Raw genomic sequence first — 20,418 nt, 5'->3', positions numbered from 1 at the left:
CTTCCAGCGTCAGTTCGAAGCCTTGACGGCAGCCGGCTCCCACAGGGCGAAGGCGCCGTTCTTCACCACCAGACGGGTGCTCAGTGGCTTATCGACGCGGCGGGTCTGCGGATCGAAGCGGACGGTGCCGTAGACGACGCTCGGCGCATCCTTGACGGTGGCGAGCCCGTCGCGGACGGCGGTGCGGTCGGTGCCGCTCTGCCGGATCACGGTGGCCAGCAGCAGAAGCGCGTCGTAGGCGCGGCTGGAATAGGCGTCCGGCTCGACACCGTATTTGCCGGTGTAGGCCTTGACGAAAGTCTGGACCTCCGGCCGCGGATCGCCGGGGAAGAAGGGGGTGGTGGTGTGGACGCCCTCAACCGCCGTCCCGCCCAGTTCCAGGAACTTCGGCGAATAGACCGACCCGGCGGCGACCACCGGCTGGGTCTGCCCGGCCTCGCGCAGCTGGCGGGTGATCTGGGCGCCATCGGCATAGTAGGAGACCAGGACGATGCCGTCCGGTTTCGTGTCGCGCACCCGCACCAGGGCGGAGCGGAAATCCTTCTCGTCGGCCAGATAGCCTTCGGCGCCGACGACCTCCGCCCCGCGCTCCTTGGCGGCCCTGGCGAACAGATCCTTGCTGGTACGGCCCCAGTCGTTGTTGATGAACAGCAGGGCGACGCGCTTCAGCCCCAGCGCCGTCACCGCATAATCGGCCAGGACCGGCATCTCCTCGGCCTGATTGATCGCGTTGCTCCAGACGAAGTCGCCGCCCCTGGTGAAGTCGGGATGCGAGTTGGTGAAGCCGAACTGCACCAGCCCGCCATTCTGGTAGATCGGCGAGGCCGCCATCGACGCCGCACTGGTGAAATCGCCCAGCTCGGCGACGATGCGGCTGTCGGCGACGAATTTACGGGCGATGGCGACGGTCTGCTTGGGATCGCTCTGGCTGTCCTCGACCTGGACGCGCAGGGGACGGCCCTGGATGCCGCCGCTGCCATTCACCTGTTCCAGCGCCAGATCGAAGCCGCGCTGCCACTGCGCGCCATACTGTGCATATTGGCCGGTCAGCGGCCCACTGACGCCGAGCACCACCGGCTCCTTCGCCGGATCGGCTGGCTGCGAGAAGGCCGGCTGGGCGAGGCCGAGTGCGGCCAGCAGCGACAGGGTGCCGGCGACCAGCGCGGTGGAACGGAGGATCAGATCGAGCATCGGGCTGGCTTTCAAGAGACTGGCTTTCAAACTTTGACGTTCGGACAAGTGCTGAAATCCGGATCAGTTGGTGGCGGCGGGGATGCTGCCGTCCCACAGGGCGAAAGCGCCGTCCTTGACCACCAGCTTGACGTTGCGCACGCCCGACGCCCGGCGGGTCTCCGGATCGAAGGTCGCCTTGCCGAAGATGACGCTGGGGATGTCCGTCACGCGGGGGAAGGCGTCGCGGATCGCGGTGCGGTCGGCACCGCCGGCCTCGATCACCCGCTGCGCCACCAGCACCGCGTCATAGGCGTAAGCGGAAAAAGCGTCCGGCTCCTCCTGGTACTTCGCCCGGTAGGCGGCGACGAAGCCCTGCACCTCCGGACGTGGTTCCGCTGGAAAGAAGTTGGCGCGGGTGTAAACGCCGTTGACCGCCTCGCCACCCAGTTCGAGAAATTTCGGGGAGTAGACCGATCCCACCGCGACCACCGGCTGGTTGAGGCCGACCGGCTTCAGTTGCCGGGCGATGGCCGCCCCGTCGGCATAGTAGGAGATCAGGATGATGCCGTCGGGATTGGCCTCGCGCACCCGCACCAGGGTGGAGCGGAAGTCCTTCTCGTCGGGCAGATATCCTTCGGTGGCGACGACCTCCGCCCCGCGCTCCTTCGCCGCCTTGACGAAGATGTCCTTGCTGGTGCGGCCCCAGTCGGTGTTGAGATGCAGCACCGCCAGCCGCTTCAGCTTCAGCGAGGTGACCGCGAAATCGGCGACGTTCGGCTGCTCCTCCGCCTGGCTGATCGAGTTGCTCCAAATGAAATCGCCGCCCTTGGTGAAATCTGGATGCGAGTTGGTGAAGCCGAACTGCACCAGCCCGGCCCGCTGGTAGATCGGCGAGGCCGCCATCGACGCCGGACTTGAGAAGTCACCCAGCTCGATCAGGATCCTGGGATCGGCGACGAATTTCTGGGCGATGGCGATGGACTGGCGCGGATCGTTCTGGCTGTCCTCGAACACATAGCGCAGGGGATGGCCCTTTACCCCGCCGGCGGCATTGATCTGGTCGAGCGCGAGGTCGAAGCCCTTCTTCCACTGCGCGCCATACTGCGCGCTGGGACCGGTCAGCGGCCCGCTGACCCCGAACCACAGCGGCTCGCCGACAGCCTCCGCCGCAGTCGCCGGCCCGGCGGACACCGCGATGCAGGCGAGCGCCATGGTCCCGGCCAGGGTGTGGATCAGCACGGAACGTCGCGAAAGCTGAGGCTGGGACATGGCGTCGTCTCCAATTGGGCTCGGAGCCCGAATTCGAAAAAAGGCCGCCACCCGCCATCGGGGCGTGGACCCGCTGACGGGCGGCGGCTTCAGGCACGGGAGGACGGGATACCGACGGGGTGCTGCGCCGGAAGGACATTGGTCGCAGCGCCCGCCGGCACCCGGACGGTCGCGATCAGAAATCGTAACCGCCGCCGGCCCCGGCCGGTGCAGCCGGGGACTTCGGTTCCGGGCGCTCGACGATCAGCGCCTCGGTGGTGATCAGCAGGCCGGCGACCGACGCCGCGTCCTGCAAGGCGATGCGCACGACCTTGGCCGGATCGATGATGCCGGCCTTCAGCAGGTCGGTGAATTCACCGGTCTGCGCGTCATAGCCAAAGGCGGTGTCGTTGCCCTCCAGCAGCTTGCCGACGATGACCGAGCCGTCGGCTCCGGCATTCTCAGCGATCTGGCGCACCGGCGCCTGAAGCGCGCGGCGCACGATATCGATGCCGACCCGCTCGTCGTCGTTGACCGGCACCACAGCGTCGATGGCGCGGGTGGCGTAGAGCAGGGTGACGCCGCCACCGGGCACGATGCCCTCGGCGATGGCGGCGCGGGTGGCGTGGACGGCGTCGTCGACGCGGTCCTTGCGCTCCTTCACCTCGACCTCGGTCGAGCCGCCGACGCGGATCACCGCGACGCCGCCCGACAACTTGGCCAGCCGCTCCTGCAACTTCTCGCGGTCATAGTCCGAGGTGGTCTCCTCGATCTGGGCGCGGATCTGATTGATGCGGGCGTCGATGGCCTCGCGGCCGCCGGCGCCGTCGATGACCGTCGTCTCCTCCTTGGCGATCACCACCCGCTTGGCGGTGCCGAGATCGGCCAGCGAGACGGTCTCCAGCTTGATGCCGATGTCCTCGCTGATCACCTGCCCATTGGTGAGGATGGCGATGTCCTCCAGGATCGCCTTGCGGCGGTCGCCGAAGCCGGGCGCCTTCACCGCGGCGACCTTCAGCCCGCCGCGCAGCTTGTTGACCACCAGCGTCGCCAGCGCCTCGCCCTCGACGTCCTCGGCGATGATCAGCAGCGGACGGGACGACTGGACGACCGCCTCCAGCACCGGCAGCAGCGGTTGCAGGCTGGACAGCTTCTTGTCGTGGATCAGGATGTAGGGGGTGTCGAAATCGACCACCAGTTTTTCGGCGTTGGTGACGAAATAGGGCGAGAGATAGCCGCGGTCGAACTGGAGGCCTTCCACGACGTTCAACTCGGTCTCCAGGCTCTTGGCCTCCTCCACCGTGATGACGCCATCGTTGCCGACCTTGGCCACCGCCTCGGCGATGATGGCACCGATGGCGCGCTCGCCGTTGGCGGAGATGGTGCCGACCTGCGCCACCTCGTCGTTGGTGGAGATGGTCTTGGCCCGCGCCTTCACGTCGGCGATCACCGCGGCGACGGCGCGGTCGATGCCGCGCTTGAGGTCAAGGGGGTTCAGCCCGGCCGCGACGGCCTTGGCACCCTCGCGGACGATGGCCTGGGCCAGCACCGTGGCGGTGGTGGTGCCGTCACCGGCCAGATCGGCCGTCTTCGAAGCCACCTCGCGCACCAGCTGGGCACCGAGATTCTCGAACTTGTCGGCAAGTTCGATTTCCTTGGCGACCGACACTCCATCCTTGGTGATGCGGGGGGCGCCGAAGGATTTCTCGATCACCACGTTGCGCCCCTTCGGACCCAGCGTGACCTTCACGGCATTGGCGAGGGTATCGACGCCCCGCAGGATGCGGTCGCGGGCATCGGCGGAGAATTTGACGTCCTTGGCGGCCATGGCGATGTCCCTTTTATCGAAGTCTTTTTTGGGTGGGTTCCAGCGGAAACGGGCAGTTCTGCCTCAGGCGGGTTCGATCACGCCGACGATGTCGGTTTCCTTGATGACCAGCAGATCCTCGCCCTGCACCTTGATCTCGGTGCCGGACCATTTGCCGAAGACGACACGGTCGCCGACCTTCACGTCGAGCGGGTGGATGCGGCCCTGGTCGTCGCGCACGCCGGGACCGACGGCGATCACCTCGGCCTCCTGCGGCTTCTCCTTGGCGGTGTCCGGGATGATGATCCCGCCCTTCGACTTTTCCTCCTGCGCCACACGGCGGACGACGACGCGGTCGTGCAAGGGACGGAACGGCATTCCTGATCTCTCCTCGTTGGGGGGCGTGTGCGGTGCTGCGCATTCACCATAGGGGAAGAGCTTAATCACCCTTTATACCTACTGTAAAGATAGTGTTTGTTTTTAAATGAACATATTCAAATTGTTATTTTTGATTCACTGGAAGATGCTCTGGCGAACTCATTGGAAAAACTCAACAGAATCATGAGCATTCCAAAATTGACGTGGCAGCGTTGCGATATTGTAAAACTACATATAGATGAATCGAACTGACGGAGTTTCACAGAAATGCCGAACAGTCAGGGATCGACCACACCACCGACCGTAGAGTTGCCACCCATCGCCGCCGATGTGCTGGTGATTGGCGGCGGCCTGTCGGGAACCTGGGCGGCGCTGGCGGCGGCACAGGCCGGGGCCAGGGTGGTGCTGGCCGACAAGGGCTATTGCGGCGCGAGCGGTGTCGCCGCCACTTCGGGTCCCGGCCACTGGTGGGTGCCCCCCGATGCGGACGCGCGGGCCGAGGCGATCCGCCAGCGCATGGCGATTGCCGGCGGCATCGCCGACCCGGCCTGGATGGAGCGGATCCTCGACATCACCTGGACCACCCTGCCGACCATCGCCGATGTCTACGACTTCTCCACCGACGAGACCGGAACGGTGCAGTACCGCGGCCTGCGCGGGCCGGAATATCTGCGGGCGATGCGCCGCAAGATCCACAGACTCGGCGTCCGCATCCTCGACCAGAGTCCGGCGCTGGAACTGCTGGCCGACGCTGGCGGCAGCATCGTCGGCGCGCGGGGCTTGCGCCGTCAGCGGGGCGAGGCCTGGACCGTGCGTGCCGGGGCGGTGATCCTGGCGACCGGAGGTTGCGCCTTCAAGTCGCGGCTTCTCGGTAGCCACACCAACACCGGCGACGGCCATCTGATGGCGGCGGAGGCCGGTTTGGACTTCTCCGGCATGGAGTTTTCCACTTACCACACGGTGGCGCCGGCCAATTCGACCATGACCCGGTCGATGTCCTTCGCCTTCGCCACCTATTACGACGGGGAGGGACGCGAGATCTGCGTGCCGCCCGGCGACACCACCCGGACACTGGCCCGCGCCATGCTGGAGGGGCCGGTGCTGTGCAGCCTGCACCGCATGCCGGACGATATCCGCGAACGGCTGCGACGGGTGCAGCCCAACATGATGCTGCCCTTTGACCGCGGCGGTGCGGATCCTTTCACCCAACGCTTTCCCGTGCTGCTGCGGCCGGAGGGCACCATCCGCGGGTCCGGCGGCATCCGGTTGGCGGACGAGGAGTGCGGCACCGCCACGGAAGGGCTGTTCGTCGTCGGCGATGCCGCAACGCGCGAGCCGGTGGCGGGGGCGGTGTCGGGCGGCGGCGCCATCCTGGCCGCCTGGGCGCTGTCGTCGGGCGTGATCGCCGGACGTGCCGCCGCGGCGCGCGCGATCCGCCATGGCCGGCGCACCGACACCCCCGCCAGTCCGCTGGGACAGGCAGGACTGCGCCCAGCGCGCCACGCCGCGGCGGTCGATCCGCGCGCCGTCACCGCCGCTGTCCAGGCCGAGATGCTGCCCTATGACAAGACCATCTTCCGCCGCGGCCCGGCGCTGTCCCGCTCGCTGTCGCGGCTGGACGGGGTGTGGAGCGACCTGCGCGACCATCTGGACGGCGAAGGGACAGCCACGGCCGGAGAGACGGTGCAGGCGCGCGAGAGCGCCGCGTTGACCGCCGTCGCCCGCTGGTGTACCCGCGCCGCGCTCATCCGGCCGGAAAGCCGCGGCATGCATCTGCGCGTCGATGCCCCGGCCAGCCACCCGGCTCTGGCCCGGCGCCTGACCGTCGGCGGGCTGGACCGGCTGTGGTCCCGCTTCGAGGGCCCGGCCCCCCAGCCTCTCGACAATCCCGCCATACCCCAGGCAGGTGCCGCATGATCAGCCTCGTCATCGCCGACCGCTGCACCGGATGCCAGGTCTGCGTCCGCGTCTGCCCGACCAACGTCTTCGACGCCGTTCGCGGCGGACCGCCGGTGATCGCCCGGCAGCAGGACTGCCAGACCTGCTTCCTGTGCGAACTCTACTGCCAGCCCGACGCGCTCTATGTCGATCCCGACTGCGAGACGCCGGCCACGGTCAGCGCCGAAGAGGTCGAACGCTCCGGCCAGCGCGGCAGCTACCGCCGCGACTCAGGCTGGGACGAATGGGCCGGCGACCCGCGCTATGCCAACGAACATTGGCGGATGGACCAGATTTTCGCCCGTGCACGGGCCCTGTCCTGACTCCACTTCCCCGAACTGGATTTCCAAAGATGACCGAGCACCGTCAGCCCACCCTCTCGCGCCGCCGCCTGCTGAGCGGAGCCGGCAAAGCCGCCGCCGCGGGACTGCTGGCTCCCGCCCTGGCAGCCCCGCTGCTGTCCCGCCCGGCCTTCGCCACCACTGCCACCAACGCCGCCGGCACCAGCCTCAAGGTCGGCGACCAGCGGTCCACCATCCGCTCGCTGCTGGAGGCGTCCGGCCAGTTGAAGGACATCCCCTACACGCTGGAGTTCGCCGATTTCCCGGCCGCGGCGCCGGTGTTGGAGGCGCTGAATGCCGGCGCCATCGATGCCGGATTTGCCGGCGACGCCGCCCATGCCTTCGCCCTGTCCAACGGGCTGCCGGCCAAGATCATCTCCGCCGCCCGCTCCGATCCCGGCTGCATCGGCCTTCTGGTGCGCAAGGATTCGCCCATCCGAACGGTGGCCGACTTGAAGGGGCGGACGATCACCGCGGTGCGCGGCTCAATCGGCCATTATCTGGTGGTCGCCGCGCTGAAGGCGAACGGCCTGTCGGTGAGTGACGTCACGCTCGCCTTCCTGCAACCGACCGAAGCGAAATCGGCCTTTTCCAGCGGCACGGTGGACGCCTGGGCGATCTGGACGCTCTATGTCGCGCAGGAGGTGGTGGCCGGCACCGGCAGGGTTCTGGTCGATGGCCGCGGCCTGCTGAACAACAACGCCTTCATCAGCGCCACCGATGTCGCCATCGCGCAGAAGCGCGCGCTGTTGCAGGACTATGTCGCCCGCGTCGCCGCCGCCCGGATCTGGGCGCTCGGCAATGTCGAGCAGTATGCCCGCATCTGGGGCGATCTGGTGAAGGTGACGCCGGAGATCGCCGTCGCCGCCTACACCCTGGAGCGGTTTCGCCCGGTCGCGGTGGATGACGGCATCGTCGCCGACCTGCAGACCACCGCCGATTTCTACACCGGCATCGGCGTGATCCAGAAGCCCTTCTCCGCGGCGGCCCATGCCGACCGCAGCTTCGCCCTCGACGCCGGCCTGCTGGCGCAATCGGCCCGTGCCGGCTGACCCCCGCGGCCGCCCTTCCCTTTCAGACCCTTTTCAAACCGATTGAGACCACGATGCATCTGGCTCTGTTCTGCACCGAGGCCGGGATGCACGCCGGCGGCTGGCGTCACCCCGACGCCGGCGCCGCGCGCCCGTTCGACTTCGGCTTCTACCGCGAGCTGGCGCTGAAGGCCGAAGCCGCCAAGCTCGACATGCTGTTCGTCGCCGACAAGCTCGGTCTCGACGATCTCTATGGCGGCGGGGTGGCGGCCACCGTCGCCCGCCGGCCCAACGCGCGGCCCGAACCGCTGACGCTGATCGCAGCGCTGGCCGGCGCCACCGCCCGGATCGGGCTGGGCGCCACGGTGTCGACCAGCTATTCGGAGCCCTATCATGTCGCCCGCATGGTCGCGACCATCGACCATCTCAGCGGCGGACGGGCGGCCTGGAACGCCGTGACGTCGGTCAGCGACAGCGAAGCCCGCAATTTCGGACGCGCCGCCCACCTCGACCACGCCAGCCGCTATGAGCGCGCCGACGAGTTCATCGACGTGGTGCGCAAGCTGTGGGACAGCTGGGAAGAGGACGCGATCCAGCCGGACAAGGATTCCGGCCGCTTCGCCGACGACCGCCGCGTCCATTACATCGACCATGAGGGCCGCCATTTCCGCGTCCGCGGCCCGCTGAACGTCGAACGGCCGCCGCAGGGCCATCCTGTCGTCATCCAGGCCGGCGTGTCCGGCACCTTCCAGGACATCGCCACCCGTCAGGCCGATCTTGTCTTCACGGTGCAGCCCGATCTCAACAGCGCCAAGCGGGCCTATGCCGCCTTCAAGGCCCAGGTCGCCGCCAACGGGCGCCCGCCCGGCAGCGTCAAGGTTCTGCCAGGCCTCATGCCCATCGTCGGACGCGGCGATGCCGAGGCCGAGGACATCCGCGCCGAGCTGCGCGACCTGATCGATCCGGTCGCCGGCCTGACCTTCATGTCCGGCAGCATGAACTACGACCTGTCGCGCCATCCGCTGGACGGCCCCTTCCCCGATCTGCGCGACGTCATCACCGGCAGCCGCGGGCGTTTCCAGCGGGTGATCGCCGACGCGCTGGAGCGCGGCGCCACCGTTGCCGAGGTCGGTGCCGCCTATGTCGAGAGCCTGTCCTTCGCCGTCGCCGCCGGATCGCCGAAAACGGTCGCCGACATTTTGGAACAGTGGGTCACGGAACAGGCGGCCGACGGCTTCGTCCTGATGCCGCCCTATCTGCCGGGCGGCGTCGATGGCTTCCTGACTCTGGTGGTGCCCGAATTGCAGCGGCGCGGCCTGTTCCGGCGCGAGTACAGCGGGGCCACGCTGCGCGACCATCTCGGGCTGGACCGGCCGGCGTCGCGCTATGCGTGACGCTAACGCCCTTGGCGACGGCCATATACAAATATAAATGGTGTTATTTATTTTATTTATTGACTGTATTAGTAGATTAAATCAGGCTGGGGTCGGTTCCTTGCCTTGCCTGTCCGGCGCGCCGTCTTCCCAGCCGCCCGGCCATGCCATCGCCGACCATGCCATCCGCCGCATCGACCTCCCATTCCTCGACAAGCCGTCCTGCCCAGCCGTGGAGATCCCGCATGAGCAGCCTCGACAGCAGTTTCGGCGCCCGCCGTGCCGCCACGCCGGAAGCCCCGGCCGCCGCGAAACGGGTGCGCCGCCCGATTTCCGACGGACAGCACCGCATCGGAACGAGAGCCCATGTCGCCCTGTCCTGGATCGCACCGCTTCTGCTGCTGGCGGTGTGGGAGGGGCTGGCCCGCAACGGCTGGATCGAGCCGCAGGTGCTGCCGGCGCCCAGCAAGGTGGTGGCGACCGCGTCGAAGCTGGCGCTGCACGGCACGTTGCTGCGCGACCTCGGTACCAGCCTGCTGCGGGCGGCGGCCGGCTTCGCCATCGGCGGCGGCATCGGCTTCGCGCTCGGCACGCTGGTCGGATTCTCCCGGCTGGCCGAGGCGCTGGTCGACCGCAGCGTGCAGATGATCCGCGCCATCCCCTTCCTGGCGCTGCTGCCGCTGGTGATCGTCTGGTTCGGCGTCGGCGAGGGGCAGAAAATCTTCCTGGTCTCGCTGGGCGTCGCCTTCCCGGTCTACATCAACACCACGCTCGGCATCCGGCAGGTCGATCCCAAGCTGCTGGAGTTGGGCCGGGTGCGCGGCCTGTCCACCGCCCTGCTGATCCGCCGGATCGTCCTGCCGGGCGCCCTGCCGTCCATCCTCACCGGCGTCCGCTATGCGCTGGCGACGGCATGGCTGGCGTTGGTGGTGGCGGAGACCATCGGCGCGCAGGCCGGGCTGGGCTTCCTCGCCATGGACGCGCGCGAGTTCCTGCGCACCGATGTGATCGTGCTGACCATCGTCATCTACGCCCTGATCGGCGTGCTGGCCGACAGCCTGGCCCGGCTGCTGGAGCGCCGCCTGCTGGCCTGGCATCCCAATTACGGAGCCGCCCGATGAGCGACCGTCAGGGGAGCGCCCAACACGTCCCGGACGCCGAGCCTGCCGTCACCGTCACCGGCCTGCGCCGGGCCTATGGCCGCCGCGTGGTGATCGACGCGCTGGATTTGCGCATCGAGCGTGGCGAGTTCGTCGCCCTGCTGGGCGAGAGCGGCTGCGGCAAGACCACGCTGCTGCGGGCGCTGGCCGGGCTGGACCCGATCCAGGGCGGCCGCATCGAAGCCCCCGGCAAGCCGGCGGTGGTGTTCCAGGAGCCGCGCCTGCTGCCCTGGGACAGCCTGTGGCGCAACGTCTCGCTCGGCCTGCCGGAGCACGGCGCGCGCGAGGCCGCGGCGGCGGCGCTGGCCGAGGTCGGGCTCGGCAACCGGCTGGACGACTGGCCGCGCACCCTGTCCGGCGGTCAGGCCCAGCGCGTGGCGCTGGCGAGGGCGCTGGTGCAGGAGCCGGAACTGCTGCTGCTCGACGAGCCCTTCGCGGCACTGGATGCCCTAACCCGCATCCGCATGCACGGGCTGGTCAAGGAGCTGGTGACCCACCATCGGCCGGGCGTCCTGCTGGTGACCCATGACGTGGATGAGGCGATCCGGCTGGCCGATCGCATCCTGGTGATGCGGGACGGTGCCATCGCTGCCGAACATCTGCCGGAGACCGCCGCCGATCCCCTACGCTTCCGCGCGCTGCTGCTGGCCGAACTGGGCGTGCAGGGAACCGCCGCCGCCTGACCGGCCTCTGGCTTTCAAACCCGTCCGACCCATTTCCCGACCGAACGAGCCTTCTCCCATGACCGACCCGTTCCGCCCAGTCACCACCACCCGCCGCGCCTTCCTCGCCCGCTCGCTGATCGGCGCCGGGGCCGCCGGCCTCGCCGCGGGCTTCGATCCGTTGGCCGGCACTTTGCCGGCTGCCCGAGCTGCCACCCCGAGCACGGCCGGCCGCAACACCGACACCATCCGCCTGACCTGGGGCTTCTCCGGTCTGGCCTTCATCGCCAAGGAGCGGGGAGAGCTGGAGAAGACCCTGGCGAAGGACGGCATCAAGGTGGACTGGATCGGCCCCTTTCCCAACCATGCGCCGACCTTGCAGGCGGTGACCGGCGGCACCGCCGATTTCAGCTTCGGCGGCAGCACCACCCCGGCGCTGGCCGCCATCATCGCCGGCTCGCCGCTGGTCTTCAGCCTGTTCCTGAACTACGCCCCGCGCACCACGGCGATCATCGCAAGGGACGGCTCCGGCATCGACAAGGTCACCGATCTGGTCGGCAAATCGGTCGCGGTCAACCGCTCCGGCCTCGGCGAGTTCCTGCTGGTGGCGGCGCTGGAGAAGCACGGCGTCGACCGCTCGAAGGTCAATTTCGTCTATCTCAACCCTCCCGACGCCGCCCCGGCGCTGGCATCGGGCAAGGTGGACGCCTGGTCGATGTGGAGCCCCGGCGTCGACATCGCCCGGCTGGAATACAAGGCGCACGACATCTTCCAGGAGGAGCGCGACCTCGATTTCCAGATCGATTTCACCAGCTACCTGACCCGCCGCCGCTTCGCGCAGGAGAACCCGGACCTGATCCGCGCCCTGAACGCGGCCTTCACCGCCGAAGCGGCCTGGGCGTCGGCCAACACGGTGGAGGCGGAGACCATCATCCAGGCCAAAGCCGGCTATCGCGACGAGATCCGCGATGGCTACATCGCACTGAAGCGGCAGTACCGCCTTTATCCGGTCAGCGACACCGCCTTCGTCGGCGACCTCCAGAAGGCGGCCGACTGGCTGGTCGCCCGCCGCATCCTGCCGGAGCCGGTCAGGGTCGCCGACCATCTGGCGGCGCTGTGATGGGCGGCGGAGACATATTAACCGCCACTCATTGGGGCGTCTACCGGCCGCGGGTGGCGGACGGCAGGCTGACCGCGCTGGACCCGCCCCCGTGGGATAAGGCGCCGTCGGCCATCGGCCGGTCGATGGTGGACGGGATCGACGCCCCCGCCCGCATCCGCCGCCCGGCGGTGCGCGAAGGCTTCCTGCGCCATGGTCCCGCATCGCGCGACGGGCGCGGACGCGAGGCGTTCGTCGAGGTGTGGTGGGACGAGGCGCTCGACCTCGCGGCCGGCGAGCTTGACAGGGTGCGGCGTGACCATGGCAACGCCGCCATCTTCGGCGGCTCCTATGGCTGGGCCAGCGCCGGCCGCTTCCACCATGCCCAGAGCCAGCTCCACCGCTTCCTCAATTGCATCGGCGGCTACACGGCGCACAGCGACACCTACAGCTTAGGCGCCGGACGGGTGCTGATGCCGCGCATCCTGGCGTCGATGGACGACCTGATGCTGTCGCACACCGCCTGGACCAGCCTGGAAAAGCATTGCGAGCTGTTCGTCGCCTTCGGCGGCCTGCCCGCCCGCAACGCGCAGGTCGGATCGGGCGGAGCCAGCGATCATCTGGTCAAGCCGGCGCTGGGCCGGCTGGCGGCGGCCGGCGTGCGCTTCGTCAATGTCAACCCGGTGCGCCACGACCTCGACGACGTGCCCGGGGCGGAATGGATCGCCATCCGGCCCGGCACCGACACCGCCTTCATGCTTGGCCTCGCCCACACGCTGGTGGCGGACGGGCTGGCGGACGGCGATTTCCTTGCCCGCTGTACCGTCGGCTATGACGATTTCCACCGTTACTTGACCGGCGAGACGGACGGTCTCGCCAAGGACGCTCGCTGGGCCGCCGCCATCGCCGGCGTGGCCGAGGAGACCATCGTGACGCTGGCCCACCGGATGGCCGGCAGCCGGACCATGATGAACCTCGCCTGGTCGCTGCAACGGGCGGTGCATGGCGAACAGCCCTTCTGGATGGGAGTGACGCTGGCGGCGATGCTGGGCCAGATCGGCACGCCCGGCGGCGGGTTGGGGGTGGGCTATTCGGTGATGAACACCATGGGATCGGGCCGGCGCCGGGTAACCGGGCCGCGGCTGCCGCAGGGGCGCAACCCGGTAGACACCGCCATCCCGGTCGCCCGCATCGCCGACATGCTGCTGAATCCCGGCGCCTCCTACCGCTACAACGGGCAGACGCGGCGCTATCCCGACATCAGGCTGGTCCATTGGGCCGGCGGCAACGCCTTCCACCACCATCAGGATATCAACCGGCTGGTCCGGGCATGGCGGCGGCCGGAGACAATCATCGTCCAGGACCCATTTTGGACCGCCCAGGCGAAATTCGCCGACATCGTTCTGCCGGCGACCACCGCGCTGGAACGCGACGACATCGGCGGCGCCACCGGCGACCGCTTCCTGGTGTGGATGGCCCGCGCCCTCGATCCGGTCGGCGAGGCACGCGACGACCACGCCATCCTCGCCGGGCTCGCAGGCCGGCTGGGGGTGGAGCGCGACTTTACCGGCGGGCTGACCACCGAGGAATGGCTGGAACGGCTCTATGAGGAATGCCGGTTCAACGCCCCGGTGCCGCTGCCGGATTTCCGCAGCTTCCTGGCGGCCGGGCTGGCCGAGATCCCCCTGGTCGAGCCGGAGAAGGTCCTTCTGCAAGCCTTCCGCGCCGATCCGGACGGATCGCCGCTGCCCACCCCGTCGGGCCGGATCGAGATCGGCTCCGCCGCCATCGCCGGTTTCGGCCTGCCCGATTGCCCCGGCCATCCGGTGTGGCGCGCCCCGGCGGAGCATCCGGGGCTGGCCGGCGACGACGGCCCGCTGCATCTGCTGTCCTGCCAGCCGGCGACCCGCCTGCACAGCCAGTACGACCATGGCGCGGTCAGCCGGGAGAACAAGATTTCCGGTCGGGAACCGATCCGCATCCATCCCGACGACGCGGCGGCGCGCGGCATCGGCGATGGCGACGTGGTGCGGGTGTTCAACCGGCGCGGCGCCTTCCTGGCCGGTGCGGTGCTAACCGATGGCATCCGGCCCGGCGTGCTCCAGATCGCCACTGGCGCCTGGTACGACCCGGTGGACCCGGCTACAGACGGCAGCCTCGACGCCCACGGCAATCCCAACATGGTGACACCCGACACCGGCACCTCGGATCTCGCCCAGGGCTGTTCGGCCCAGAGCGCCCTGGTGGAGGTCGAGCGCTTCACCGGCCCGTTGCCGGCGATCCGCGCCTTCCAGCCGCCACGCTTCGTCAGCCGGCCATGAAACGCGCCATCAGACGGCCCCGGCGCGCTTGCGCCAATCGGCAAGCCGCTCCAACGCCTGATGCAGCAGCGGCAACCGTTTGGCGAAGCACAGGCGGATCAACGAGGTCATGTCGCGTTCTGCATAGAAGCTGCTGACCGGCACGGCGGCGACGCCCGATTCGGCGACCAGACGGCGGCAGAAGGCGAAATCGTCGCCGCCCCCATCCCCGTGGCGGCCGAGATCTCCGATATCGACGCACAGGAAATAGGTCGCGCCGCAGTCAAGCACATTGAAACCCAACGCGCGCAGCCCGCCGGCGAGCTGGTCGCGGTTGTGCTGCAAAGTCGCCTGCAAGCCCTGGAAATAGGACTCGTCCAGCCCAAGCCCGAAGGCGACGGCATTCTGGAGATGGGGCGGTGTCGCGAAGGTCAGATACTGGTGGGCGCGGGCGACCGGCTCCAGCAGCGCCGCCGGCGCGGTGACATAACCGACCTTCCAGCCGGTGACGGAGAAGGTCTTGCCGGCGGATCCGATGCGCAGGCAGCGGCCCTGCGCTTCCGGCAGCGTGTAGAGCGGCACATGGGCACGGCCGTCGAAGGTCAGATGTTCGTAGACCTCGTCGCAGATGGCGATCAGGTCGTGGCGCTCCAGCAGCCCGGCCAGGAAGCCCAATTCCGCCAGGCTGAAGATCTTGCCATTCGGATTCATCGGCGTGTTCAGCAGGATCGCCCGCGTCCGTGGCGTGATGGCGTCGAGAATGCGCTGGCGCGGCAGTTCCCAATGCGGCGGCTCCAGCCGGATCGGCACCGGAAACGCCCCGGCACGGCGCAGCAGCACGCCGTAACAGTCGTAGGCCGGCTGGAAGACCAGCACCTCGTCGCCCGGTTCCAGCAACCCGAAGAAGCAGTCGGCCAGCGCCTCGGTCGCACCGGAGGTCACCAGCACTTCGGTCGCCCAATCGGCCTCGATGTTCCAGAAGCGGCGGTTCGCCACCGCCACCGCCTGGCGCAGGGCCGGCAGACCCAGGGTCGGCGGATATTGGTGGGGACCGTCACGCAGGGCCCGTCCCGCCGCCTCGATCACCTCCGTCGCCTCAATGCCTTCGGGGAAGCCCTGCCCGAGATTGATCGCGCCATGCTCGGCAGCCAGCCGCGACATCGTCTCGAACACCGACGTGCGCGTGCCGTGGAACACTGAATTCACCATTTAATCCCGCCCTTTTCAGTATGGATGCGTGGATTTCACAGTTGCCCTTATTTCTCTATCGTGTAAGTGTGTTTATAACAGAGTTTCACGAACGAAACTGCACTGCCTTCGGATTTCCATCCATGACCGATCATCCGTCGAACCGTGGCCGTTGGAGTGGCCTGTCCACCCGCGCCATCCATCTCGGCTATGACCCGGCGAGCGAACAGGGCGCACTGACCCCGCCGGTCTTCATGACCTCCACCTACGCCTTCGAAACGGCGGAGGACGGGGCGGCGCTGTTCCGCGGCGAAAAGGACGGCTACATCTACGGCCGGACGAAGAACCCGACACAGTCGGTGCTGGAGGCCCGCATCGCCGACCTTGAGGGGGCGGAGGCCGGGCTGGTCTCCTGCGAACTCGACGGCGGGCTGGAGGCCGGCATCCGCTTCATGAACCGGCTGGTGCTGGCAACCCGCGCGGTCAGCCTGGGCGACGCGGAAACCCTGGTGCAGCACCCGGCCAGCATGACCCACGCCACATACGGCGCGGAGGAACGCGCCCGCCACGGCATCGCCGACGGGCTGATCCGCCTGTCCATCGGCCTGGAGAACCTGCCGGACATCCGCGAGGACATCCTCCAGGCGCTCGACGCCGTCACCCAGACGCGCGGCGCCGTCAAATCCCCCTTGCAAGAGGTGCGTCCATGAGCACGCTCAACGAGTATCTGGTCCAGAAGCGCATCGCCCATCAGGCGATCAAGGAACGGATCGCGCAGCCCGGCTTCGAGCCGCCGCCCCTGTCGGCCCGCGTCAGCGCCGAGGGGCGCAGCGGCATCCGCCGCATCCGCATCCGTGACCATCAGGTGATCAGCGACGCCCCGCCCAACTTCGCCGGCTACAATCTGGGACCGACCTCGCCGGAATTGCAACTCGGTGTGCTGGGCAGCTGCGTCACCCACATCACCCTGATCCAGGCCGCCGAACTGGGCGTGCCGCTGGACAGCCTGGAGGTCGAGGTGGAAGGCGTGTTCGATCCGCGCGGCGGCAAGCCGGGTTTCGAACATATCCCAGTCTATCCGCAGAACCTGCGCTACACCATCCACATCGTCTCCCCCGCCAGCGCCGAGGCCATTGCGGAGCTTCACGAGACGGTGGAACGGACCTGCCCGATCCTGAACCTGCTGCGCCACCCGCAGGAGGTCGTCTCCACCATCTCCCACCGGCAGCCGGAAACGGCGGAAGCCGCCGCCTGACACACCCCCGCCTGACACACAGAAGACTCCGGAGCAATTTCCGCCATGACGGGTCGTCTTTTCGGGCGCATCGCGCGCGCCCTGTCCATCGGTGCCGCTCTCGGCGCCATTTTCGCCGCCACCACGAGTTGGGCCGCCGATCCCATCCATCTGAAGGTCGGCATCCGCGGCGGCATCAGCGAACCGATCTGGGAGATCGTCGCCAAGGTGGCGAAGCCGCGCGGGCTTGAGATCGAGCCGGTGGTGATGGCCGGCTCCCTCAGCCCCAACGAGGCGCTGAACACCGGCGACCTGCAGGCCAACGCCTTCCAGCACATCCCCTTCCTGCGCGACCAGATCGCCCAGCGCGGCTACAAGCTGGCCGTGGTCGGCAACACCTACCTGTCGCCCATCGCCTTCTATTCCAAGACATACAAGTCGCTGAAGGATCTGCCGAACGGCGCCAGGGTCGGCGTCCCCGACGATCCCAGCAACGAGAGCCGCGCGCTGATCGTGCTGCACGACGAAGGGCTGCTAAGCCTGCGCGACGGTTTCGACGCCTACAACCAGACAGCGACGCTCGCCGACATCAAGGCGAACCCGCGCAAGCTGGAAATCGTCGAGGTGAAGTCGGTGGTTCTGGCGCGCTCCTATCAGGATCTCGACGCGGCGGCGATCATCTCCAGCTTCGGATCGCAGGTCGGGCTGAACGCCGCGCGCGACGGCATCGCCCAGGAGAAGCGCGACAACAATCCCAACGTCAACGTCATCGTCGTGCGCGAGCAGGACAAGGACGCGCCGTGGGTCAAGCCGCTGGTCGAGTCCTTCCAGTCGCCGGAGGTCCGCGCCCACATCGAGAAGGAACTGGCGGGCATCCTGATCCCCGCCTTCTGAACGGCCGCATCGCCATGACCCGCCCAATCCGGCAGAAAAGGTAAACCAGCGATGCTGTGGAAACGCGCGACCGCGCGCTTGGTCGCCCAGCGGACCGCGGCCGATCCCATCCCCGCCGCCGCACCCGACCCGTCCTCGCCCCACATCCTGTTCGACGGCGTGCGCAAGACCTATCCCGGCGGGGTGGAGGCACTGCAAGCGGTGTCCTTCGCCATCCCGCGCGGCAGCGTCTTCGGCATCATCGGCCGGTCCGGCGCCGGCAAATCGACCCTGCTGCGGGCGATCAACATGCTGGAACGGCCAAGCGGCGGCCGGGTGCTGGTCGACGGCATCGATGTCGGCGGGCTGGGGGAGGAGGATCTCGTCCGCCTGCGCCGCCGCATCGGCATGATCTTCCAGCATTTCAACCTGCTGTCGGCCAAGACGGTGCGGGAGAATGTCGGGCTGCCGCTGAAGGTGGCCGGCGTCGGCGCCGCCGAGGTCCGGCGGCGGGTGGACGAGCTGCTGGATCTCGTCGGGCTGGCCGACAAGGCCGACGCCTATCCGTCCAAGCTGTCCGGCGGACAGAAGCAGCGCGTCGGCATCGCCCGCGCGCTGGTCCACCGGCCGGAAATCCTGCTGTGCGACGAGGCGACCTCGGCGCTCGATCCCGAAACCACCCACGCCATCCTCGGCCTGCTGCGCGACATCAACGCCAAGCTGGGGCTGACCATCGTGCTGATCACCCACGACATGGCGGTGATCCGGGCGATCTGCGACGAGGTGATGGTGTTGGACCGCGGCCACCGCGTCGAACATGGGCCGGTCTGGTCGGTGTTCGGCACGCCTCAGGGAGACGCCACCCGCGCCCTGCTGCGCCCGCTCCAGCACGGGCTTCCCGACGATATCGCCGGCCGGCTGCAACCCGATCCGCCGAAACAGGGCGGCGGGCAGGCGGTGCTGTCGCTGCGCTTCACCGGCGAAAGCCACCCCGAAGGCATTTCGCTCTCCAGCCTGCTGGCGCTGGCACCGGATGCCAAGCTGCTGCATGGCGGCATCGACCGCATCCAGGGCCATGCCCAGGGCGACCTTGTGATCGCCGTTCCTGTCGCGGCGATGCGCTCGGCCTCCGGCTCCCGCTTCTCCCCCGACAGCTGGAAGGTTCTCGGCTATGTCGCCGACGATGTTTGACCGCTATCTGCGCGCCTTCGGCGAAACGCTGACGATGGTCGGAGTCTCCGTAACCATCGCCATCGCCAGCGGCCTGACCCTGGCCCTGTTGCTGGTTGCCACCGCCCCCGGCGGCCTTTATCCGCGGCAGCGTTTCAACAAGGGGCTGTCGGTGGTGGTGAACGTCTTCCGGGCGGTCCCCTTCATCATCCTGCTGGTGGCGCTGCTGCCCTTCACCCGGCTGATCGTCGGCACGACGCTGGGCATCTGGGCAGCCGTCGTTCCGCTCAGCATCCACCTGATCGCCTTCTACACCCGTGTCGCCCAGGTCAGCCTGAACGAGGTCGACCATGGGTTGATCGAGGCCGCCCGCGCCATGGGCTTCCGCCGCTGGCACATCGTCCGCCACGTCATCCTGCCCGAGGCGCTGCCCGGCCTGATCGGCGGCATGACGGTCTGCGTGATCGCCATGATCAACGCCTCGGCGATGGCGGGGGCGGTCGGTGCCGGCGGCTTGGGCGACCTCGCCATCCGCTACGGCTACGAACGCTACGAAACCCAAGTGCTGTTCGAGATCATCGTGATCCTGATCGTGCTGGTGACTTCGGTGCAGTTCGGCGGCGAATGGCTGTCGCGGCGAGTCGATCACCGCCGCTGAGGCCATACCCAGTGAAGTGATTGCCGGAGCGGCGCCGGCCACCGCCGAACCCTATCCTTCCCAGCGGTGGGACAGGATGAAGCTGTAGCGCTCGGACCGGATGTGGAACACCGAACGGTCGGCGCAGCCGCCGCCGACGAAGACGGAACGGCGGTCCATCACCAGCACCGGCGCGCCCACCGGAAGGCCGAGCATCGCGGCCACCTCCGCCTCGGCCGCCGCCGCCTTCACCTCGATGTCGGCGCCGCCGACCGGCTTGCCGACGATGTCCTGCAGGATGCCGTAGATCGGCCGGTGTCCGGCCGCCTGCCAGTCGACCGGCTCCAGGGCCGGCGGCAGCAGGCTGCGGCCCAGGGCCACCGGCTCGCCGTCCACCAGATGCAGACGGCACACCTCCAGGCAGTGGGAATCGAAATCCTCCCGCAGTTCCGGCGGCGTCGCGACGATCCGCGCCGACAAGGGCCGCATCGTCGCGTCCAGCCCCTGAAGCCGCAGGGATTCGTGGAAACTGCGCAGGCGGTCGAGCGGATGCTGGACGCGCTTGCCCGCCGTGAAGGTGCCCTTGCCTTTGCGGCGCTCGATCAGCCCTTCCGTCTCCAGCCGGTCGAGCGCCAGCCGGACGGTGACCCGGCTGACGCCGAAGCGGGCCCCGATCTCGCTTTCCGTCGGCAGCCGTCCGGACGGCTCGAACAGGCGGGCGGCGATCTCGTCGCGCAGCCGGTCGGCGATCTGCCGGTACAGCGCCGTCGCGTTGTCTCGCACCACGGGCACCCTGGCGTCCCTCC

20 protein-coding genes are annotated in these 20,418 nt (G+C 68.4%); 13 read left to right on the top strand and 7 right to left on the bottom strand.

The window, feature by feature from the left end; translation table 11 throughout:
* Window positions 1–9: 9 nt before the first annotated feature.
* The 4 genes from AZL_RS16105 to AZL_RS16090 form a co-directional block, all read right to left on the bottom strand.
* The gene (locus AZL_RS16105) at window positions 10–1,191 is read right to left on the bottom strand and encodes an ABC transporter substrate-binding protein (protein WP_012975562.1); all 1,182 of its coding nucleotides are present in this window, start codon (window positions 1,189–1,191) and stop codon (window positions 10–12) included.
* Window positions 1,192–1,254: 63 nt separating this feature from the next.
* Complete coding sequence (locus AZL_RS16100; protein ID WP_042444050.1) at window positions 1,255–2,442, bottom strand: ABC transporter substrate-binding protein; 1,188 nt, start codon at window positions 2,440–2,442, stop codon at window positions 1,255–1,257.
* Window positions 2,443–2,617: 175 nt separating this feature from the next.
* On the bottom strand, window positions 2,618–4,249 hold the full coding sequence (gene groL / locus AZL_RS16095; protein ID WP_012975560.1) for a chaperonin GroEL: 1,632 nt from the start codon (window positions 4,247–4,249) through the stop codon (window positions 2,618–2,620).
* A gap of 63 nt (window positions 4,250–4,312) precedes the next feature.
* Complete coding sequence (locus AZL_RS16090) at window positions 4,313–4,606, bottom strand: co-chaperone GroES (protein ID WP_012975559.1); 294 nt, start codon at window positions 4,604–4,606, stop codon at window positions 4,313–4,315.
* 267 nt (window positions 4,607–4,873) lie between these two features.
* On the opposite strand from AZL_RS16090, the gene AZL_RS16085 reads away from it, so the two are divergent.
* The 4 genes from AZL_RS16085 to AZL_RS16070 are packed head-to-tail and all read left to right on the top strand — an operon-like array spanning window position 4,874 to window position 9,310.
* Window positions 4,874–6,523: an FAD-dependent oxidoreductase gene (locus tag AZL_RS16085; RefSeq protein WP_012975558.1), complete on the top strand. Its 1,650-nt coding sequence runs from the start codon at window positions 4,874–4,876 to the stop codon at window positions 6,521–6,523.
* Complete coding sequence (locus tag AZL_RS16080) at window positions 6,520–6,867, top strand: 4Fe-4S dicluster domain-containing protein (RefSeq protein ID WP_012975557.1); 348 nt, start codon at window positions 6,520–6,522, stop codon at window positions 6,865–6,867. The genes AZL_RS16085 and AZL_RS16080 overlap by 4 nt, the downstream gene beginning before the upstream one ends.
* Window positions 6,868–6,896: 29 nt before the next feature.
* On the top strand, window positions 6,897–7,937 hold the full coding sequence (locus AZL_RS16075; protein ID WP_012975556.1) for an ABC transporter substrate-binding protein: 1,041 nt from the start codon (window positions 6,897–6,899) through the stop codon (window positions 7,935–7,937).
* 53 nt (window positions 7,938–7,990) lie between these two features.
* The gene (locus AZL_RS16070; protein ID WP_012975555.1) at window positions 7,991–9,310 is read left to right on the top strand and encodes an LLM class flavin-dependent oxidoreductase; all 1,320 of its coding nucleotides are present in this window, start codon (window positions 7,991–7,993) and stop codon (window positions 9,308–9,310) included.
* Between the two features lie 76 nt (window positions 9,311–9,386).
* Here AZL_RS16070 and AZL_RS36330 read toward each other — a convergent pair whose 3' ends face one another.
* The gene (locus tag AZL_RS36330; RefSeq protein WP_158305984.1) at window positions 9,387–9,536 is read right to left on the bottom strand and encodes a hypothetical protein; all 150 of its coding nucleotides are present in this window, start codon (window positions 9,534–9,536) and stop codon (window positions 9,387–9,389) included.
* Between AZL_RS36330 and AZL_RS16065 the strand changes: the two genes are divergently transcribed.
* Genes AZL_RS16065 through AZL_RS16050 form a run of 4 tightly spaced genes read left to right on the top strand, consistent with a single transcriptional unit; the run spans window position 9,535 to window position 14,531 of the window.
* Complete coding sequence (locus AZL_RS16065; protein ID WP_012975554.1) at window positions 9,535–10,410, top strand: ABC transporter permease subunit; 876 nt, start codon at window positions 9,535–9,537, stop codon at window positions 10,408–10,410. The genes AZL_RS36330 and AZL_RS16065 overlap by 2 nt on opposite strands.
* Complete coding sequence (locus AZL_RS16060; RefSeq protein ID WP_012975553.1) at window positions 10,407–11,132, top strand: ABC transporter ATP-binding protein; 726 nt, start codon at window positions 10,407–10,409, stop codon at window positions 11,130–11,132. The genes AZL_RS16065 and AZL_RS16060 overlap by 4 nt, the downstream gene beginning before the upstream one ends.
* Before the next feature lie 58 nt (window positions 11,133–11,190).
* Complete coding sequence (locus AZL_RS16055; RefSeq protein ID WP_012975552.1) at window positions 11,191–12,231, top strand: NrtA/SsuA/CpmA family ABC transporter substrate-binding protein; 1,041 nt, start codon at window positions 11,191–11,193, stop codon at window positions 12,229–12,231.
* A complete protein-coding gene (locus tag AZL_RS16050) occupies window positions 12,231–14,531 on the top strand; it encodes a molybdopterin-dependent oxidoreductase (RefSeq protein WP_012975551.1) in 2,301 nt (766 codons plus the stop codon). Before AZL_RS16055 ends, AZL_RS16050 begins: the two co-directional genes overlap by 1 nt.
* Window positions 14,532–14,540: 9 nt before the next feature.
* Here AZL_RS16050 and AZL_RS16045 read toward each other — a convergent pair whose 3' ends face one another.
* A complete protein-coding gene (locus tag AZL_RS16045) occupies window positions 14,541–15,719 on the bottom strand; it encodes an aminotransferase (RefSeq protein WP_012975550.1) in 1,179 nt (392 codons plus the stop codon).
* A gap of 20 nt (window positions 15,720–15,739) precedes the next feature.
* Here AZL_RS16045 and AZL_RS16040 point away from each other — a divergent pair, with 20 nt between their 5' ends.
* The 5 genes from AZL_RS16040 to AZL_RS16020 are packed head-to-tail and all read left to right on the top strand — an operon-like array spanning window position 15,740 to window position 19,633.
* Window positions 15,740–16,408, top strand: a complete 669-nt coding sequence (locus AZL_RS16040) for a PLP-dependent transferase (RefSeq protein ID WP_012975549.1) — start codon at window positions 15,740–15,742, stop codon at window positions 16,406–16,408.
* Window positions 16,405–16,953, top strand: coding sequence for an OsmC family protein (locus AZL_RS16035; RefSeq protein ID WP_012975548.1), 549 nt, complete (start codon window positions 16,405–16,407; stop codon window positions 16,951–16,953). The genes AZL_RS16040 and AZL_RS16035 overlap by 4 nt, the downstream gene beginning before the upstream one ends.
* 45 nt (window positions 16,954–16,998) lie before the next feature.
* The gene (locus AZL_RS16030) at window positions 16,999–17,826 is read left to right on the top strand and encodes a MetQ/NlpA family lipoprotein (protein ID WP_012975547.1); all 828 of its coding nucleotides are present in this window, start codon (window positions 16,999–17,001) and stop codon (window positions 17,824–17,826) included.
* 51 nt (window positions 17,827–17,877) lie between these two features.
* On the top strand, window positions 17,878–18,996 hold the full coding sequence (locus tag AZL_RS16025; protein ID WP_012975546.1) for a methionine ABC transporter ATP-binding protein: 1,119 nt from the start codon (window positions 17,878–17,880) through the stop codon (window positions 18,994–18,996).
* Window positions 18,977–19,633: a methionine ABC transporter permease gene (locus tag AZL_RS16020; protein WP_012975545.1), complete on the top strand. Its 657-nt coding sequence runs from the start codon at window positions 18,977–18,979 to the stop codon at window positions 19,631–19,633. The genes AZL_RS16025 and AZL_RS16020 overlap by 20 nt, the downstream gene beginning before the upstream one ends.
* A 51-nt stretch (window positions 19,634–19,684) precedes the next feature.
* On the opposite strand, the gene AZL_RS16015 is transcribed toward AZL_RS16020, so the two are convergent.
* Entirely contained in the window at window positions 19,685–20,404 is a 720-nt protein-coding gene (locus AZL_RS16015; RefSeq protein ID WP_012975544.1) for a GntR family transcriptional regulator, read from the bottom strand.
* Window positions 20,405–20,418: the final 14 nt, after the last annotated feature.

The sequence above is a fragment of the Azospirillum sp. B510 genome, assembly GCF_000010725.1.
Taxonomy (GTDB): domain Bacteria; phylum Pseudomonadota; class Alphaproteobacteria; order Azospirillales; family Azospirillaceae; genus Azospirillum; species Azospirillum lipoferum_B.
This window is presented reverse-complemented; position numbering and strand designations above follow the sequence as displayed.

Excerpts from the sequence above, each read along its gene's own strand:
- AZL_RS16105 (WP_012975562.1), bottom strand. The coding sequence starts at position 1,191 with ATGCTCGATCTGATCCTCCGTTCCACCGCGCTGGTCGCCGGCACCCTG.
- AZL_RS16100 (WP_042444050.1), bottom strand. The coding sequence starts at position 2,442 with ATGTCCCAGCCTCAGCTTTCGCGACGTTCCGTGCTGATCCACACCCTG.
- groL (WP_012975560.1), bottom strand. The coding sequence starts at position 4,249 with ATGGCCGCCAAGGACGTCAAATTCTCCGCCGATGCCCGCGACCGCATC.
- AZL_RS16090 (WP_012975559.1), bottom strand. The coding sequence starts at position 4,606 with ATGCCGTTCCGTCCCTTGCACGACCGCGTCGTCGTCCGCCGTGTGGCG.
- AZL_RS16085 (WP_012975558.1), top strand. The coding sequence starts at position 4,874 with ATGCCGAACAGTCAGGGATCGACCACACCACCGACCGTAGAGTTGCCA.
- AZL_RS16080 (WP_012975557.1), top strand. The coding sequence starts at position 6,520 with ATGATCAGCCTCGTCATCGCCGACCGCTGCACCGGATGCCAGGTCTGC.
- AZL_RS16075 (WP_012975556.1), top strand. The coding sequence starts at position 6,897 with ATGACCGAGCACCGTCAGCCCACCCTCTCGCGCCGCCGCCTGCTGAGC.
- AZL_RS16070 (WP_012975555.1), top strand. The coding sequence starts at position 7,991 with ATGCATCTGGCTCTGTTCTGCACCGAGGCCGGGATGCACGCCGGCGGC.
- AZL_RS16065 (WP_012975554.1), top strand. The coding sequence starts at position 9,535 with ATGAGCAGCCTCGACAGCAGTTTCGGCGCCCGCCGTGCCGCCACGCCG.
- AZL_RS36330 (WP_158305984.1), bottom strand. The coding sequence starts at position 9,536 with ATGCGGGATCTCCACGGCTGGGCAGGACGGCTTGTCGAGGAATGGGAG.
- AZL_RS16060 (WP_012975553.1), top strand. The coding sequence starts at position 10,407 with ATGAGCGACCGTCAGGGGAGCGCCCAACACGTCCCGGACGCCGAGCCT.
- AZL_RS16055 (WP_012975552.1), top strand. The coding sequence starts at position 11,191 with ATGACCGACCCGTTCCGCCCAGTCACCACCACCCGCCGCGCCTTCCTC.
- AZL_RS16050 (WP_012975551.1), top strand. The coding sequence starts at position 12,231 with ATGGGCGGCGGAGACATATTAACCGCCACTCATTGGGGCGTCTACCGG.
- AZL_RS16045 (WP_012975550.1), bottom strand. The coding sequence starts at position 15,719 with ATGGTGAATTCAGTGTTCCACGGCACGCGCACGTCGGTGTTCGAGACG.
- AZL_RS16040 (WP_012975549.1), top strand. The coding sequence starts at position 15,740 with ATGGATGCGTGGATTTCACAGTTGCCCTTATTTCTCTATCGTGTAAGT.
- AZL_RS16035 (WP_012975548.1), top strand. The coding sequence starts at position 16,405 with ATGAGCACGCTCAACGAGTATCTGGTCCAGAAGCGCATCGCCCATCAG.
- AZL_RS16030 (WP_012975547.1), top strand. The coding sequence starts at position 16,999 with ATGACGGGTCGTCTTTTCGGGCGCATCGCGCGCGCCCTGTCCATCGGT.
- AZL_RS16025 (WP_012975546.1), top strand. The coding sequence starts at position 17,878 with ATGCTGTGGAAACGCGCGACCGCGCGCTTGGTCGCCCAGCGGACCGCG.
- AZL_RS16020 (WP_012975545.1), top strand. The coding sequence starts at position 18,977 with ATGTCGCCGACGATGTTTGACCGCTATCTGCGCGCCTTCGGCGAAACG.